This window comes from Roseicyclus sediminis, assembly GCF_025515305.1.
Taxonomy (GTDB): domain Bacteria; phylum Pseudomonadota; class Alphaproteobacteria; order Rhodobacterales; family Rhodobacteraceae; genus Roseibacterium; species Roseibacterium sediminis.
This window is the reverse complement of sequence record NZ_JAOPHT010000015.1, coordinates 26853-42700: the sequence shown is the minus strand read 5'-3', so window position 1 is coordinate 42700 and position 15848 is coordinate 26853. Positions and strand designations below refer to the sequence as shown.

Annotated in this window: 14 protein-coding genes; 8 read left to right on the top strand and 6 right to left on the bottom strand. The window is 68.7% G+C overall.

Going from position 1 to position 15848, the window contains the following annotated elements:
- The 6 genes from N8I71_RS16460 to N8I71_RS16435 all read left to right on the top strand — a co-directional run bounded on the left by N8I71_RS16460 (nt 1) and on the right by N8I71_RS16435 (nt 6180).
- A complete protein-coding gene (locus N8I71_RS16460; RefSeq protein WP_262879103.1) occupies nt 1-1083 on the top strand; it encodes a BMP family ABC transporter substrate-binding protein in 1083 nt (360 codons plus the stop codon).
- 175 nt (nt 1084-1258) lie between these two features.
- The gene (locus N8I71_RS16455; RefSeq protein ID WP_262879102.1) at nt 1259-2350 is read left to right on the top strand and encodes an NAD(P)/FAD-dependent oxidoreductase; all 1092 of its coding nucleotides are present in this window, start codon (nt 1259-1261) and stop codon (nt 2348-2350) included.
- A gap of 64 nt (nt 2351-2414) precedes the next feature.
- Nucleotides 2415-2915 carry a hypothetical protein gene (locus tag N8I71_RS16450; protein ID WP_262879101.1) on the top strand — a complete coding sequence of 167 codons (501 nt, stop codon included), beginning with the start codon at nt 2415-2417 and terminating at the stop codon, nt 2913-2915.
- 4 nt (nt 2916-2919) lie between these two features.
- The gene (locus tag N8I71_RS16445) at nt 2920-3549 is read left to right on the top strand and encodes a class I SAM-dependent methyltransferase (protein ID WP_262879100.1); all 630 of its coding nucleotides are present in this window, start codon (nt 2920-2922) and stop codon (nt 3547-3549) included.
- 122 nt (nt 3550-3671) lie between these two features.
- Nucleotides 3672-5492: a patatin-like phospholipase family protein gene (locus N8I71_RS16440; RefSeq protein ID WP_262879099.1), complete on the top strand. Its 1821-nt coding sequence runs from the start codon at nt 3672-3674 to the stop codon at nt 5490-5492.
- A 154-nt stretch (nt 5493-5646) separates the two neighbouring features.
- Nucleotides 5647-6180, top strand: a complete 534-nt coding sequence (locus N8I71_RS16435) for a dihydrofolate reductase family protein (RefSeq protein WP_262879098.1) — start codon at nt 5647-5649, stop codon at nt 6178-6180.
- Nucleotides 6181-6183: 3 nt separating this feature from the next.
- On the opposite strand, the gene N8I71_RS16430 is transcribed toward N8I71_RS16435, so the two are convergent.
- From N8I71_RS16430 to N8I71_RS16415, 4 genes are all read right to left on the bottom strand, one after another.
- Nucleotides 6184-6576: a hypothetical protein gene (locus N8I71_RS16430; protein ID WP_262879097.1), complete on the bottom strand. Its 393-nt coding sequence runs from the start codon at nt 6574-6576 to the stop codon at nt 6184-6186.
- Nucleotides 6573-9074, bottom strand: coding sequence for a GcvT family protein (locus tag N8I71_RS16425; protein ID WP_262879096.1), 2502 nt, complete (start codon nt 9072-9074; stop codon nt 6573-6575). The genes N8I71_RS16430 and N8I71_RS16425 overlap by 4 nt, the downstream gene beginning before the upstream one ends.
- A 114-nt stretch (nt 9075-9188) precedes the next feature.
- A complete protein-coding gene (locus N8I71_RS16420; RefSeq protein ID WP_262879095.1) occupies nt 9189-10127 on the bottom strand; it encodes a polysaccharide deacetylase family protein in 939 nt (312 codons plus the stop codon).
- Nucleotides 10128-10327: 200 nt separating this feature from the next.
- The gene (locus tag N8I71_RS16415) at nt 10328-11314 is read right to left on the bottom strand and encodes a 2-hydroxyacid dehydrogenase (protein WP_262879094.1); all 987 of its coding nucleotides are present in this window, start codon (nt 11312-11314) and stop codon (nt 10328-10330) included.
- Between the two features lie 371 nt (nt 11315-11685).
- Between N8I71_RS16415 and N8I71_RS16410 the strand changes: the two genes are divergently transcribed.
- Nucleotides 11686-12174, top strand: coding sequence for an SH3 domain-containing protein (locus N8I71_RS16410; protein ID WP_316249261.1), 489 nt, complete (start codon nt 11686-11688; stop codon nt 12172-12174).
- 30 nt (nt 12175-12204) lie between these two features.
- A complete protein-coding gene (locus N8I71_RS16405) occupies nt 12205-13335 on the top strand; it encodes an MFS transporter (protein ID WP_262879093.1) in 1131 nt (376 codons plus the stop codon).
- Here N8I71_RS16405 and N8I71_RS16400 read toward each other — a convergent pair.
- On the bottom strand, nt 13332-15359 hold the full coding sequence (locus tag N8I71_RS16400; RefSeq protein ID WP_262879092.1) for a M3 family metallopeptidase: 2028 nt from the start codon (nt 15357-15359) through the stop codon (nt 13332-13334). The two genes, N8I71_RS16405 and N8I71_RS16400, sit on opposite strands and share 4 nt — an antisense overlap.
- 66 nt (nt 15360-15425) lie before the next feature.
- Nucleotides 15426-15845, bottom strand: coding sequence for a DUF4399 domain-containing protein (locus tag N8I71_RS16395; protein WP_262879091.1), 420 nt, complete (start codon nt 15843-15845; stop codon nt 15426-15428).
- Between the last annotated feature and the right edge of the window lie 3 nt (nt 15846-15848).

Genomic DNA, 15848 nt, shown 5'->3' with positions numbered 1-15848 from the left:
ATGAAAACCCCGATCAAGACACTGGCCGCGGCGCTGACGGCCCTGAGCCTCGCCGCAGGCGGCGCCATGGCGCAGGACGACCCGTTCAAGGTCGGCTTCGTCTATGTCGGCCCGATCGGCGACTACGGCTGGACCTGGACGCACGACCAGGGCCGCCTCGCGGTCGAAGAGCACTTCGGCGATGCGGTCGAGACCGTCTATGCCGAGAGCGTCCCCGAAGGCGCGGACGCCGAGCGGGTCATCACCCAGATGATCCTCGACGGCGCGGACATGATCTTCACCACGTCCTTCGGCTACGGTGAGGCCACGAACGCCGCCGCGGGCCGCTTCCCCGATGTCTATTTCGAGCATGCCACGGGCTACCTGCGCGAGCATCCGAACGTCTCGACCTACTCGGCGCGCTTCTACCAGGGCCGGGCGGTGATCGGCCATATCGCCGGACACATGACGGAGTCGAACATCGTCGGCTACATCGCCTCCTATCCGATCCCGGAAGTGATCCGCGGCATCAACTCGGCCTATCTCCACGCCCGGGCAGTGAACCCCGACGTCGAGTTCCGCGTCATCTGGGCCTACACCTGGTTCGATCCCGCCGCCGAGGCCGACGCGGCCCAGGCGCTGATCGACGCGGGCGCCGACGTGATCATGCAGCACACCGACTCGACCGCGCCCCAGACCGTGGCGCAGGAAGCAGGTGCGATCAGCTTCGGCCAGGCCTCCGACATGATCCAGTTCGCCCCGCTGCCGCGCGTGGCCTCGATCATCGATAACTGGGGCCCCTACTACATCCGCCGCATCGGCGAGGCGATGGAAGGAACCTGGGAACAGTCGGACACCTGGGAAGGCATGCCCGAGGGCATGGTGCTGATCGGCGAAATGTCGGAGGCGATCCCGGAAGAGGTCCGCGCATCGGCCACCGCGCTGATGGAGTCGATGCAGTCCGGCGAGTACCACCCGTTCACCGGCCCGATCAACCGGCAGGACGGCACCGCATGGCTTGCCGAGGGCGAGATCGCCGATGACGGCACGCTTGCCGGCATGGCGTTCTATGTCGAGGGCCTGACGGGCGAGATCCCGAACTGATCCAGGGAAAATCCGAAGGCGAAAGGGCCCGCCCGGCGCGGGCCCTTTCATTTTTTTGCCTGCAGGGGGCGCTGCCCCCGGCGCCCGGATGGGCGCCTCCCCCGGAGTTTCTCGCCAGGATGAAGCAAGAGCGCAGGGGTTGCCGGGCGCGCGCGCCCATGCCATCCCCTGCGTCATGGTCCACGATTTTCTCGTCATCGGCGGCGGCATCGCCGGCACGTCCGCAGGCGCGGCCCTCTCCGCGCTCGGTTCGGTTCTTCTGCTCGAGGCCGAGGATGCCCTCGCCTACCATACCTCCGGACGTTCGGCCGCGCTCTATGAAGCCAACTACGGCCACCCGGTGACGATCGCGCTCAACCACGCGTCGAAACCTGCGCATGAAAGCATCGATGGCGGGGTCCTGTCGCCGCGCGGGCTTTTGCTTCTCGGGGGTCCGGGCGAGGAGGCGACGGCAGACGCCGATATCGCGGCGATGAGCCTCGAGCCCATCACGGCGGAAGAGGCGCAGGCCATCGTTCCGATCCTCGACCGGACCCATATCACGCGGGCGGCCTGGCACGGGGATGCCTGGGACATCGACACCGACCGCTTGGTGCAGGTCTACGCGAGGTCGATCCGGGCCGCGGGCGGCGACGTGCTGACCCGTGCGCAGGTGACCGCGATCACGCGGGACGGACGCCGGTGGCGCGTCGAGAGCACATCGGGGTCCCACGAGGCACGTGTTCTCGTAAACGCCGCCGGAGCCTGGGCCGACCAGCTTGCCGGGATGGCGGGCGTCGCGCCACTCGGGCTCGTGCCGTTGCGCCGGTCGATCGCGCGGATGCCGGCGCCGGGAGGTCATGATGTGTCGGGCTGGCCCGTGCTGCTCGGCGCGGGCGAGCGCTGGTATGCCAAGCCCGACGCCGGCGCCTGGATCGTCTCTCCGGCCGAGGAGGATCCGGTCGATGCGCCCCACGACGCTTATGCCGACGACATGGTGCTGGCCGAGGGGATCTCGCGATACCAGCCCTTCGTCACGGAGGAAGTGACGCGGGTCACGGGGTCTTGGGCGGGCCTGCGGACCTTCGCGCCCGATCGCTGCCTCGTGCTCGGTCCCGATCCGGATTGCCCGGACTTCGTCTGGGTCGCCGGCCAGGGTGGCTACGGCTTTCAGACAGCGCCCGCGGCGAGCCGCCTTGTCGCCGACCTCGTGGGCGGCCGCGCCCCGGAGCTTCCCGCCGAGATCGTCGCCGCGCTCAGGCCGGACCGCCTCCGCCGGGGGGACTGAGCCGCCGGCGGATTTCCGGCATCCTGACGCCCCGAGCACCGATGCGCTTGGCATCGGGGCCGACTTGCCCGAGATTGGCGCCGAACACCCCACCGAGGACCTCATCATGCCCCGCCCCGACCGCTTCATCGCCGCCGCCGTGCTTGCCCTGTCGGCCAGCCCGGCGCTGGCCCAGTCGCAACTCGACCGGCTGGAGGTTCTGGACGAGCGCATGAACGGCGTGATCTTCGCCGCGCTGGAGGCCCAGATCCCTGCGCTTTCGGGCTACATGCCGTCGCTCGACTGGGACGACACGATGCGCCAGAGCGGCACTTGCCTGCTGCAGGCCGTCGAAGCGCAGACCGGAACGGACGGCGTGGAGCAGCTTCTGGCGAATTACGAAACGACCGTGGCAGAGGCCACGGCGGCGCCCGGCGATCTCGGGGGCATCCGGCTGAATCCGCCCGATGGCATGGCGACCTCGGAGTTCCAGGAGGCATACGCCGAGTGCGGCATGCTCGAGTGGTTGAGCAACCGGCTGGCCGAGTCCGGCGCGCTCGCGATCATCCTCGAAAGCAGCCAGTAAGCCCATGGCCGGGCCGAGCGAGACCGGCGTCGATGCACGGCGCTCGGCGCCCGCGGCGCAGCGCAACCGCGAGGCGATCGCGCGCGAGGTCCTGAAGCTCGCGCCCGAGCGGGGCCGCGCGCTCGAGATCGCGTCGGGCAGCGGCGAGCATATCGTGCGTTTCGCCGCGCTCATGCCCGGGCTCGACTGGCACCCGACCGACCCCGATCCCGGCCAGCGTGCCTCGATCGCCGCCTGGACCGAGGCGGAAGGCCTGACGAACATCGCGCCGCCGCGACCTGTCGATGTGAGCAATCCCGGCTGGGCGGAGCAGGAGCCGCCGACCGATCTCGTCGTCCTGGTCAACCTCCTGCACCTTGTGACGGATGCCGCGGCCTGGTCCGCGATCGACGGGATCGCGGCGGCGCTTGCGCCGGGCGGGACCGCCGTGATCTACGGGCCGTTCCTGCGCGACGGCGAAACCACGAGCGAAGGCGACGCCGCGTTCCACCGCAGCCTCAGGGAGCGCGACCCCCGCATCGGCTACAAGGATGTGATCGACGTCGTCGCGCGCGCCGTGGCCGCCGGTCTGTGCCATGTCGAGACCGTGCGGATGCCCGCCAACAACCTTCTTCTGGCCTTCGCGAAGGACTGAGCCGGGGCGCCGCGGACAACGGCGACGCGATGGCCCGCGCGCCGCGCAAGCCGGGTTGGCAGTGGCCGCATTCTCCTCCTATTGTCCCCGGACGCGGACGACAGGGACGAAAGAGGCTGCGCATGCGCGACCAGGGGGCCGGAACGGACGGAACGCCGGAGGGGCTGTTTGCCCTGCTGGAGGGGCCGGCACTCGAGCGCCTCGGGCGCGAGACCGTGCCGCGCGGCTCACGACTGATCGAGGCAGGCAGCCCGGCGGGCGAAATGTACCTCGTCGAGACGGGGCGCTTCGAGGTCCGCCGCGACGGGGTGGAACTGGCCGAGATCGCCGCGGGCGGCGTGATCGGCGAGATCGCGTTTCTCGCCGGGGGAACCCGCACCGCCGATGTGGTCGCGGCCCGCGACTCCGTTGTTCTTCGCATCGACCGCGAGGCCTACGATCAGCTCTGCGAAGCGACGCCCGGCCTGCAACAGGCCATCGCCTCGGAGCTTGCCGGACGGCTGGCGCGAACCTCCGCCCGCGTGGTGCCCGACCCGTCGCGCCCCCCGGCAAGAACCATATGCATCGTCCCATCGGCCGGCGCGCCGCTTCCGGAACGCTTCGTGCCCGAACTGACCGCCGCGATGCAGGCCCATGGCGCCGTTCGCACCGTCACCGAGGCCGGTTTCCGGGAGGCGCTCGGGACTGCGGCGGAGCCCGCGAGCCCCGAGGCCATGACCTGGCTGAACGCGCAGGAGCGGCGCGGCGGCCGGGTCCTGTTCGTTGCCGGGACCGAGGCGACCGCGTGGTCGAAGGCCGCCGTCAGGCAGGCCGACCACGTGGTGTTCGTGGCCCAGGCGCTGCGGCCCGCACCGCCTTCGGAGATCGAGGCCTTCGCGCTCGACCTCATTCCCGAGGCGCAGCGGCGGCTCGTCCTGATCCATCCGCACCGGATGCAGAAGGCGCCCGGCACAGCGCACTGGCTGACCTCGCGTCCGGTCTTCATGCACCACCACGTCGCCCTGACGACGGACGGGGCCGATATGGCCCGGCTCGGGCGGTTCCTGGCAGGCCACGCGGTGGGCATGGTGATGTCGGGCGGCGGGGCCTTCGGCGTGGCCCATGTGGGCGTCTGGCGCGCGATGGCCGAGCGCGGCATCCCCATCGACATCGTCGGCGGCACCTCGGTGGGCTCGGCCATGGCCGGCGCGATCGCGCTCGGCGTCCCGGCCGAGGAGATCGGACCACGGGTCGAGGACATCTTCGTGCGCTCGGGCGCGATGCGGCGGGTCACCGTGCCGAAATACGGCTTCCTCGATCACAAGGTTCTCGATGCCGCGCTGCACAAGCACTACGGCGAGACCCCGATCGAGGATCTCTGGCTGCCGTTCTATGCCGTGGCGGCGGACCTGTCGGCGATGGACATGATCGAGATCCGGCGCGGCCCCCTCTGGGAGGCGGTGCGCGCGTCCTCCGCGATCCCCGGCATCCTGCCGGCCTTCTACACCTCGGAGGGGCAGATGCTGGTCGATGGCGGCTGCATCGACAACATGCCGTTCCGCACCATGCACCGGCTGAAGTCGGGGCCGAACGTCATCGTCAACGTGCAGAAGACCGGCGGGCAACGCTACAGCGTGGATTACGCAAGCCTGCCGGGGCGCGCGGAGCTTCTGAAGCGGTCGGTCATGCCCTTCGGAAAGGGCGCGCCAAGGGCGCCGGGACTGATCTCGACGGTGATGCGCTCGCTTCTCGTCGGGCAGTCGGACATGCTCAAGGCGCTGCAGCCGACCGACCTGATGCTCCGCCCGCCCGGCCTGAGCGGTGCGGGTTTCCTCGCCTGGAACAAGCACAAGCTGTTTCACGAACTGGCCTACAGGCACGCGGCCGATGTGTTCGGTGATCTGGGCGGTTCGGATGACCCGGCCATGCGCGCGCTGGCCGATGCGGCGGGACTGAAGGCGTGAGGGGACGGCCCCGCGAATGACTTGCCATGGCGTCCGGGCGCCGGTAGATCCGAACCCGCGATACAGGAGTGCCCTGACAGTGATCAAGACGGTCTGATCCGACACACCCGCCCCGACAACGGGGTCTTCAGACCATCTTGCAGGGGAGCACTCCATGCACCCGATCATCTATGACGTGGCGGTTTCCGCCGACGGCTTCATCGCTGCCCCAGGCGGCGCGGTCGAGGCCTTTCCCCATGACGGCGCCATCGTCGCCGACTACCGCGCCCGGCTCGCGGATTACACGGTCGCCCTGATGGGGCGGTCCACCTACGAGTTCGGCTACCGCTACGGGTTGCCGCCCGGCGCGAACCCCTATCCGCACATGCGTTCCGTGGTCGTGTCCTCGGGTCTCGAGCTGCCCGGCGACGCCTCGGTCGAACGCTGGCCATCGCTCGATCCGGGCCGCCTCGGGCGCCTGCGGGACGAGGCCGGGGGGCCGGTCTACCTCTGCGGCGGCGGCGTGCTGGCCGCCTCGCTTCTGGCGATGGGGGCGATCGACCGGCTCCGGCTGAAACGCGCGCCGATCCTGCTTGGCGGCGGAACGCCGCTTTTCGCCGGAGACGGGCCACGGCCCGCGCTGAGGATGACGGGGCAGGTCGACCACGGTGGCGGCCTCCTCTACCAGGAGTTCGACGTCCTCACCTGAGGCTCAGCCCGCACCGCCCGTGATGGCAAGAAGACCGGAGGAAACCGCGAGGACCAGGGCGAGCGGCACGCCATGCAGCCGCTCGGCCCGGCTCTTGCTGGCTGCGTTTCCGACAACGCTCAGCGCGAAAAGGGCGGCGAAGACGCCGAGAAGCGGGCGGAGCATGATCCCCGGAAGGGGGCCGGCGATGAAACCGGCCGCCTGCGCGACGGTGACGAGGCCGAGCATCGCAAAGGCCGCCGAGGCGAGGCTTGCCAGCCTCAGCCGCCCGGGAAGAACACGCTGTGTCCCGCCCCAGGCCATGTGCCCGTAGGAGAGACCGGCCGCGAGCCCCAGCTGGAACAGGACAAGCCACGCGAAACCAGCCGTGCCGAGGTATCCGGCCAGCACGTTCATCCGTCGAGCCGGATGACCGCGTTCGCCGGATCGTAGGGGCTGTCCTCCACGACCTCGGCATCCCAGAGCTCACAGAACATCCGAACCTTCAGCTTCGTGCCAACCTCGGCGAGGTCTGGCCGCACATAGCCCATGCCGATCTGCTTGCCGAAATGGACCGAGTAGCCGCCCGAGGTCAGCCGGCCGATCTTCGCGCCGTCGTGCAAAAGCGCCTCGCGGCCCCAGGGGTCGGCGTCCGCCGGACCGTCGATGAGGACGGTCACGCATTTCGCGCGGATGCCCGTTTCCAGCATCGCCGCCTTGCCGGTGAAGTCCTTGTCGAGATCGACGAAACGGTCGAGCCCGGCCTCGAGCGGCGTGGCGTCCCGGCCAAGCTCGGTGCCGAAGGCGCGATAGGATTTCTCCTGCCGGAGCCAGTTCTGCGCCCGCGCGCCCACGAGTTTCAGCCCGTGCTTCCCGCCCGCCGCCATCAACTGGTCCCAGAGGTAGGTCTGCATCTCGATCGGGTGGTGGAGTTCCCATCCCAGCTCGCCCGTGTAGGCCACGCGGATCGCGCGCACAGGGCACATGCCCAACTCGATCTCGCGCATCGAGAGCCAGGGGAACCGCTTGTTGCCCAGCACCGTGTCGGGGTCCGCGTCCTTCACGATCTCCTTCAGGATGTCGCGTGATTTCGGACCGGCGATGGCGAAGACGCCCCATTGCGTGGTGACGTCGTGGATATCGACCCAGCCGCCGCCCGCGCCCATGAAATCCTCGCCCGATTTCCTGAGGTAGTCGGCATCGTAGGCCGTCCATGCCCCGGCGGAGACAAGGTAGTACTCGTGCTCGCCCAGCCGCACGATCGTGTATTCCGTCCGCGTCGTGCCCGTCTCGGTCAGGGCATAGGTCAGGTTGATGCGCCCGACCTTCGGCAGCTTGTTGCAGGTGAAGCGGTCGAGGAACTCCGTCGCGCCGGGGCCGCGCACCAGGTGCTTGGTGAAGGCGGTCGCGTCAATCAGGCCCGCGCCGGTGCGGATCGCCTCGGCCTCGGCCTTCGCGTATTCCCACCATCCGCCGCGCCGGAAGCTGCGCGCGTCATGGTCGAAACTCCCGGGCGCGTCCTTGGGGCCATAGTAATTGGGCCGTTCCCAGCCGTTCACCTGCCCGAACTGCGCGCCCAGCGCCTTCTGGCGGTCGTAGACGGGCGCCGTGCGCAGCGGGCGGCAGGCCTCCCGCTCCTCGTCGGGGTGGTGCAGGATGAAGACGTGCTCGTAGCATTCCTCGTTCTTGCGCGCGGCATACTCGGTCGTCATCCAGTCGCCGTAGCGCTTGGGGTCGAGGGCAGCCATGTCGATCTCTGCCTCGCCTTCGACCATCATCTGCGCGAGGTAGTAGCCCGTGCCGCCCGCTGCCGTGATCCCGAAGGAGAAGCCTTCGGCCAGCCACATGTTGCGCAGGCCCGGCGCGGGACCGACCAGCGGGTTGCCGTCGGGCGTATAGCAGATCGGACCGTTGTAATCGTCCTTGAGGCCCACCGTTTCCGAAGACGGAATGCGGTGGATCATCGACATGTATTCCTCCTCGATCCGCTCGAGATCGAGCGGGAAGAGATCCGCGCGGAAGCTCTCGGGCACGTCGTAGAGGAACCGCGCGGGCGCGTTCCGCTCGTAGGGGCCGAGGATCCAGCCGCCGCGTTCCTCGCGCACATACCACTTGGCGTCGGCATCGCGGAGCACGGGATGCTCGGGGTTCGTCTTGCGCCATTCGACGAGAGTCGGGTCAGGCTCCGTCACGATGTACTGGTGCTCGACCGGGATCGCGGGGATCTTGATGCCGAGAAGCCGGGCGGTCCGCTGCGCGTGGTTGCCGGTCGCGGTCACCACATGTTCGGCGGTGACGACCACCTTCTCGTCGGAGGGGACAAGGTTGCCGCCCTTCTCCACCATCTTCGTGCAGGTCACGCGCCAGTCCGAACCCGTCCATTCGTAGCCGTCGACCTGCCATTTCCGCTCGATCGCGACGCCCCGCTGCCGCGCGCCCTTGGCCATCGCCTGGGTCACGTCCGCCGGATTGATGTAGCCGTCTGTGGGGTGGTAGATCGCGCCCTTCAGATCCTCGGTCCGCACCAAGGGCCAGCGCGCCTTGATCTCGTCCGGCGTCAGCCACTCGTAGGGGATCCCGACCGTTTCGGCGGTCGAGGCATAGAGCATGTATTCGTCCATGCGGGCATCGGTCTGCGCCATGCGCAGGTTGCCAACGACGTAGAAGCCGGCATTGAGGCCCGTCTCCTCCTCCAGCGTCTTGTAGAACTTCACGGAGTAGTCGTGGATGTGGCTGGTCGCGTAGCCCATGTTGAATAGCGGCAGGAGGCCCGCGGCGTGCCAGGTCGAGCCGCTCGTCAGCTCGTCGCGTTCCAGCAGCATCACGTCCTCCCACCCCGCGCGGGCGAGGTGATAGGCGATCGAGGTGCCGACGGCGCCGCCGCCGACGACGAGGGCTTTCACATGGGTCTTCATTTCGCGGAGCGCTCCGAAGGGGGATTCTGACGTCTCATCCTACCTGCCCGAGCGCGCGCCCGCCCGCCTCGCCCAATCGACCGATTCCGCGCCGAAAGCGACACGCCATGAACATCAGGGGCGCGACCCTTCCCAGCCATTCGGCCACGGGCGCATATTCTGAACCAGGATCCCGCGCCGCGGGGGTCGAAGCGGCGTCGCCAATTCGAAGACCCTCTCGAGGCACGCCTTGTGCGTCGGCGGAACCGCGTCCAGATGGCGACCTTCCGCGAGCGCAACCTTGTTCTGGTAGACAAGGAAGGCATCGGACACGGACGTTCCAGATTGCGCATACGCCGGATCTTGCAGAGCTTCGGCAAGCGGAACGAACGAGACACCCTCTGCGAAGAGCCTTTCGAAGAACTTGTCTGCAACCTCGGTGAAGAAGGCGACCGGGTGAATGAGGCCGATAGCGACCAAATCATGCCCGAAGACCGTCTTGCAGGTCGCCGCATCATGCGCGACCTGGGCCGCCACATAATCCACGAACTCCGACTTCAGAGCCTCGGCCTCGTCGGCGCGTCCTGTTTGGAGCAGATGCCGCCAAGCCCGGTCCCATTCCCATTCATAGAACCAACTCGTGACGCCGGCACAGTGATAGTCGAGCGCCTCCAGATGCGCATTCACTCGAACGCGCTTGTCCTCCGTATTGCCCCACAGTTCGAGCGGATGTCGAAAAACGCGCAAAGGGGCCTTGCACGTCCAACGCTCAAGCAGTGCATCGGCGACAGACACATCGTGGTTGAATTCCTCGGCCGATACGTCGTTCAGCAAGGGATGGGAATGCGTGTGGTTGCCCACGTGATGGCCTGCCGCCACCCAGTCGTCCAGGATACGTGCAAGCTCGGGATCCGTGTCGAGCGGCCACGAATTGGCAAGGGCAAAGACACCCGACACGCCGTTGCGATCCAGCGCGTCGATGATCCGGGCCGCGACCGACACCGGCGTGTGTCCGTCCGGCAATGCCAGATGCGGATAGACCGGAAGATCGTCGAGCGTGAATGCCATGCGCATGAGTCTTACTCCTCAGGATCTGTCCGGGGCGGGCGAGCTATCGGATTTACGAAACCGACCCTTGAGATTCGGAGCGGTTGTCCCATGGCTCGCATGAGCCCACGCCTATTGCACGAGGCCAGGCCCGGGAACCCCACCAAAGCGCGAGGCCCAGTTTGCCCATGGCCAGACCGCGCGTCGATGGCCACCCGGCCGATCGCTCACAGCATCGACGGCACGACCATGTCCGGCGGCCGGTGGCCGTCGGCGAAGGTCTTGATGTTGATGATGACCTTCTCGCCCATCTCGGCCCGCCCCTCCCGCGTGGCCGAGCCCATGTGCGGCAGAAGGACGACGTTCGACAACTCGCGCAGGCGCGGGTTCACCTCGCGGCCCTTCTCGAAGACGTCGAGGCCCGCACCTGCGATCTCCCCGCTGCGCAGCATCCGGGTCAGCGCGTTCTCGTCGATCACCTCGCCCCGCGAGGTATTCACGATCACCGCCTGCGGCTTCATCAGTTTCAGACGCCGCGCGTTCATCAGGTGGAAGGTCGAGGGCGTGTGCGGGCAGTTCACGGACACAACGTCCATCCGCGCGATCATCTGGTCGAGGCTTTCCCAGTAGGTCGCCTCGAGCGCGGTCTCGATGTCGGCATGGAGCCGGCGGCGGTTGTGGTAGTGGACCTGCATCCCGAAGGCCTGCGCGCGGCGCGCCACCGCCTGCCCGATCCGACCCATCCCGAGGATGCCCAGCCGCTTGCCGCCGACACGCCCGCCCATGAAGGCGGTGGGCGCCCAGCCTTTCCAGTTCCCCTCCTGCATCACGGCCATGCCCTCGGGCACGCGGCGCAGGACGCTCAGGATCAGCGCCATCACCATGTCGGCGGTATCGTCCGTCATCACCCCCGGCGTATTAGACACGAGGATGCCCCGCTGCCGGGCGGTCGCCACGTCGATATGGTCCACGCCAGCGCCGTAATTGGCGATCAGCTTCAGCTTCTCGCCCGCCTGCCCGAGCATTCCGGCATCGATCCGGTCGGCGATGCAGGGAACCAGAACATCGGCGCGGTTCATGGCGCTGACGAGGTCGGACTTGCTCATCGGCAGGTCGTCCTCGTTGAGCTCGACGTCGAAAAGCTCCTTCAACCGCGTCTCGACGGCCTCGGGCAACCGTCGCGTCACGACAACACTCAACCGCTCTCCTGGCATGCGACGCTTCCCTCTTCTGGCGTTCCGGGACCGTTCGTGACACTCTCCCATCCGCCGGGGAGGCGCAAGAACGACCGCCCGGCCCGCGACAATAACCGCAAGGCACCGCGCCCGGCAGAAAGACCGGAAAACGGCGCCGCGACAGAGGCAGAGCAGTGCGAGGCGATCTCTTCAAGGCGCTTGGGTGCGTGTCGGCCGTTGTGGCCGCGCTTGCCCTCTACTCCTTCGGCCCCACCCATGCCGAAACGGAAACCGCTTCGGCGGTCGAAGCCGTCGTCGACGGCGCGCAGGGCCCGGCGGTCGTGGCCGGCGCCGAGGAAGTGGCCGAGGCCGCATCCGATGCCGGGCTTCCACCCGCGCTCCGGCCCGCACTGGCGACGCGCGAGGACGCGTCCGATCCGACCCCCGCACGCGCCGAAGCCAGTCCCGTCCGCCGCGGACCGGAGACCGGCTTTCCGCTTCCCCGCTTCGTCTCGCTCGGGGCCTCCGAGGCCAACGCCCGGCGCGGTCCCTCGCGCAGCCACCGGATCGACTGGGTCTTCACCCGCCGCGGCATGCCCGTGATGATCGTGGCCGAACATGGCCACTGGCGGCGTGTCGTCGACCGCGACGGCGTGGGTGGCTGGATGCACTACTCGCTTCTGTCGGGTGTGCGCACCGCAATCGTCGAGGAGGACATGCTCCCCCTCTACAGCCGCCCCGATACCGGCAGCCCGGTGCGGGCCCGTGCCGAGATGGGTGTGATCGGACGCCTGCGCGAATGTCGCCCCGACTGGTGCCTGATGGAGGTCGGCGGCTATCGCGGCTGGGTCGAGGCGGACGCGCTCTGGGGTGTCGAAGCCGGCGAGGTCTTCGACTGAGCTGTTCCTGTCCCTGTCCGGAACCCTAAAATGACCGCGACCAATCTCACGCGGGCGGCACTTGCCACCCGGCTCGCCTTTCTCGCGGCGGGTTTCGTCATGGCCTGCTGGGCGCCGCTCATCCCCTTCGCCAAGGCGCAGGTGGGTGCGAGCGAGGGCACCTTCGGCCTCCTGCTCCTGTGCCTCGGGCTCGGCTCCATCGTGGCGATGCCGGTGACCGGCTACATCAGCGCCCGGACGGGTGCCCGGCCGATGATCCTGCTGGGCGGCTTCGGCCTCGTGGCGCTGCTGCCGCTTCTGGTGCTGGCACAGACGGTGCCCATGCTGGCGGCCGCGCTGGCGCTCTTCGGCGCGGCGCTCGGCACGATCGACGTGGCGATGAACGTGCATGCCGCCGAGGTCGAGACACGGGAGGGCCGGCCGATGATGTCCGGCTTCCACGCGATGTGGAGCGTGGGCGGCATCCTTGGCGCGGGCGGCGTGACGGCGCTGCTCTGGACGGGGGCGGGTCCACTGACGGCCGCGCTCTCGGGGAGCGCGCTCGCCTTCGTCGCAATGGTCGTGGCCACGCCCCGTTTCCTCCGGGCGGCGGGTGGCACGCCACCGACCCTTGCCTTGCCGCGCGGCACGGTCCTGCTGCTCGCGGTGCTTGCGGCGATCTGCTTCCTCGTGGAGGGCGCGGTGCTCGACTGGGGCGCGCTCCTGATCGTGGCGCAGGGGCTCATGGAGCCCACCGGCGCGGGCATCGGCTACATGCTGTTCTCGATCGCGATGACGGTGGCGCGGCTGACCGGCGACCGGATCGTCGCGGCGCTCGGCCAGACGAGGGTCCTGATCCTCGGCGGACTGGTGGCCATCGCGGGGATCGGCCTGACCCTGGTGCCGGGCGCGGTCGCGGTGGCGCTGGCGGGCTTCGTCCTGATCGGGCTGGGCTGCGCCAACCTCGTGCCCGTCGTTTTCAGCCTGGCCGCGCGCCAGCCCGACATGGCGCCGGGACTGGCCGTGGCGGCCGTCACGACGACAGGCTACGCGGGCATCCTGCTCGGTCCCGCGCTGGTTGGGTTCGCCGCGGAGGCAACCAGCCTCGCCATGGCCTTCGCGCTCCTCGCCGGGCTGATGCTGGCCTTCCCTCTGACCGCCCGGCGGATAACCCGGGCCTAGGCCACCTTGTCGAGCCCGCGCCCCTTGAGAAGCGCCTCGACCCCCGGCATCCGGCCCCGGAAGGCGGTGTAGAGGGCGTCCGCCTCCTCCGAGCCACCGGCCGACAGGATGTGCTGCTCCAGCTTCTGCGCGAGGTCCTCGTCGAAGGCGTCCCCCGCCTCCTCGAAGGCGGCGAAGGCATCGGCATCCATGACCTCGGACCACATGTAGCTGTAGTAGCCGCTGGAATAGCCGTCGCCCGCGAAGACATGGGCGAAATGCGGGGTGGCGTGCCGCATCCCGATGGCGCGCGGCATCCCGAGCCGGGCAAGCGTCGCCTCCTGCGCCACCATCGGATCGGCGGGCGCGTCCCCGTCGTGGAAATCGAGATCGACCAGCGCCGAGGCGACGTATTCCACCGTCTGAAAGCCCATGTCGTATGTCTGTGCCGCCAGCAGCCGGTCGAGAAGGTCGCGCGGCATCGCCTCGCCCGTGTCGGCGTGACGGGCGTGCTTCTCCAGCACCTCGGGCACTTCCAGCCAGTGCTCATATAGCTGGCTCGGCAGTTCGACGAAGTCACGCGCGACGCTCGTCCCGCTGATCGAGCCGTAGGTCACGTCCGACAGCATCTGGTGCAGCGCGTGGCCGAACTCGTGGAACAGCGTCCGCGCGTCGTCGTAGGACAGGAGCGCGGGGTCGGCCTTGGCGAAGTTGCAGACGTTCACGACGATCGGCCGCACCTCGCCGCCGAGCTTCTTCTGGCTGCGCATCGCCGAGCACCAGGCGCCCGATCGCTTGGACCCGCGGGCGAAGTAGTCGCCGACGAAAACCGCCATGTGCCGGCCATTGCGCGTGACCTCCCAGGCGCGGGCATCGGGGTGGTAGAGGTCGGCATCGACCGGACGGAACTCCAGCCCGAAGAGGCGGTTGGCGCAGTCGAACGCGGCCTCGATCATCGCGTCGAGCCGGAAGAAGGGCTTCAGCTCCGCCTCGTCGAGATCGTGTTCGGCCTTGCGCCGCTTCTCGGCGTAGTGGCGCCAGTCCCACGGCTCCAGCGGCCCATTCACGCCATCGCCCCGCATCATGTCTTCGAGGACGGCCGCATCCGCTTCGGCCGCGGCCTTTGCCGGTTCCCAGACCGCCATCAGGAGGTCGCGCACGCGATCGGCGCTGCCGGCCATCTCGGTTTCAAGCTTGTAGGCGGCGAAATCGGCGTAGCCGAGCAGCTTCGCCCGCTCGTCACGGAGCTTCAGGATCTCCGCCGCGATCTCCCGATTGTCGGTGTCCCCGCCATTGGCACCGCGCGCGGCCCAGGCGCGCCACGCCTTCTCGCGGAGGTCGCGGCGTGGCGAGAACTGCAGGAAAGGCACGATCAGCGAACGCGACAGCGTCACGACCGCCCCCCCGGCCCCCTTCTCCTCGCCCGCGGCACGGGCGGCTTTAACGACGAAATCCGGCAGGCCTTCGAGGTCGGACTCCGAAAGCGTCATGAACCACTCCCGCTCATCGGCCAGAAGGTTCTGCGTGAAGGAGGTGCCGAGGACGGCGAGGCGGCTTTTCACCTCCGTCAGCCGGTCGCGCGCCGCTCCTTCCAGCGCGGCGCCCGAGCGGACGAAGCTCCGGTGCGTGAGGTGGAGAACGCGCATCTGCTCGGGCGTGAGGCCGAGACTCTCCCGGCGGTCCCAAAGCTCGGCGATCCGCGCGAAGAGCTTCGCATTGGTCACGATCTCCGAGGAATAGGCCGAGAACTTGGGAGCGAAGTCCCGTTGCAACGCCTCCCGCGCGGGGTTCGAGTCCGAGCCCGCGAGGTTGAAGAAGACGCCCGCCACCCGGTCGAGCGTCGCGTCGGCCAGCTCAAGCGCCTCGATCGTGTTGGCGAAGGTCGGCGGCTCGGGGTTCTCCGCGATGGCTGCGATGGCCGCGCGCCCCTCGGCCAGTGCGGCGTCGAGCGCGGGCGCGAAATGCGCGTCCTCGATTTCCGCGAAGGGCGGCAGGCCGAAAGGCGTGTTCCAGGCGGCAAGAAGCGGGTTGGCGGCGTCGGTCATGTCGGGTTTCCCTCTGGTTCAGGAGAAACCTAGTCCGCCGCCGCCGCCGTTGCGAGGGGCGCGCCCCTATTCCACCGTGACCGAGATCACCGCGCTCACCACTGGCGGGTCGTGGGGCACGTGGTTGAGATCGGCCAGAACCAGTTGCAGCGTATGCGTTCCGGGCGGAAGCTCCAGCGTCACCTCCGTCTGCCCGGCGCCGAAGTGCCGATGGTTGTCGTCCGCGGGAACGCCGAAGCCGACGTCGTCGGCACCGAAGGGCGCGCGGTTGATCAGCAGGTGATGGTGCCCGGTATTGGGCAGATCGACCCCCACCGGGGCCACACCCATGCCGGACAGGCCGAAATGCAGGGTGACCGGGTTCGAGACGGTGGCACCGTCCTCAAGACCGATGAAGTAGACGCGGGCGCCGTCCGGCGACGGCGTGGATTGCGCGAAGACCGGCGATGCGGCCAGCGCGGCGATGAAGAGTGCAGTCCTGAACATTGT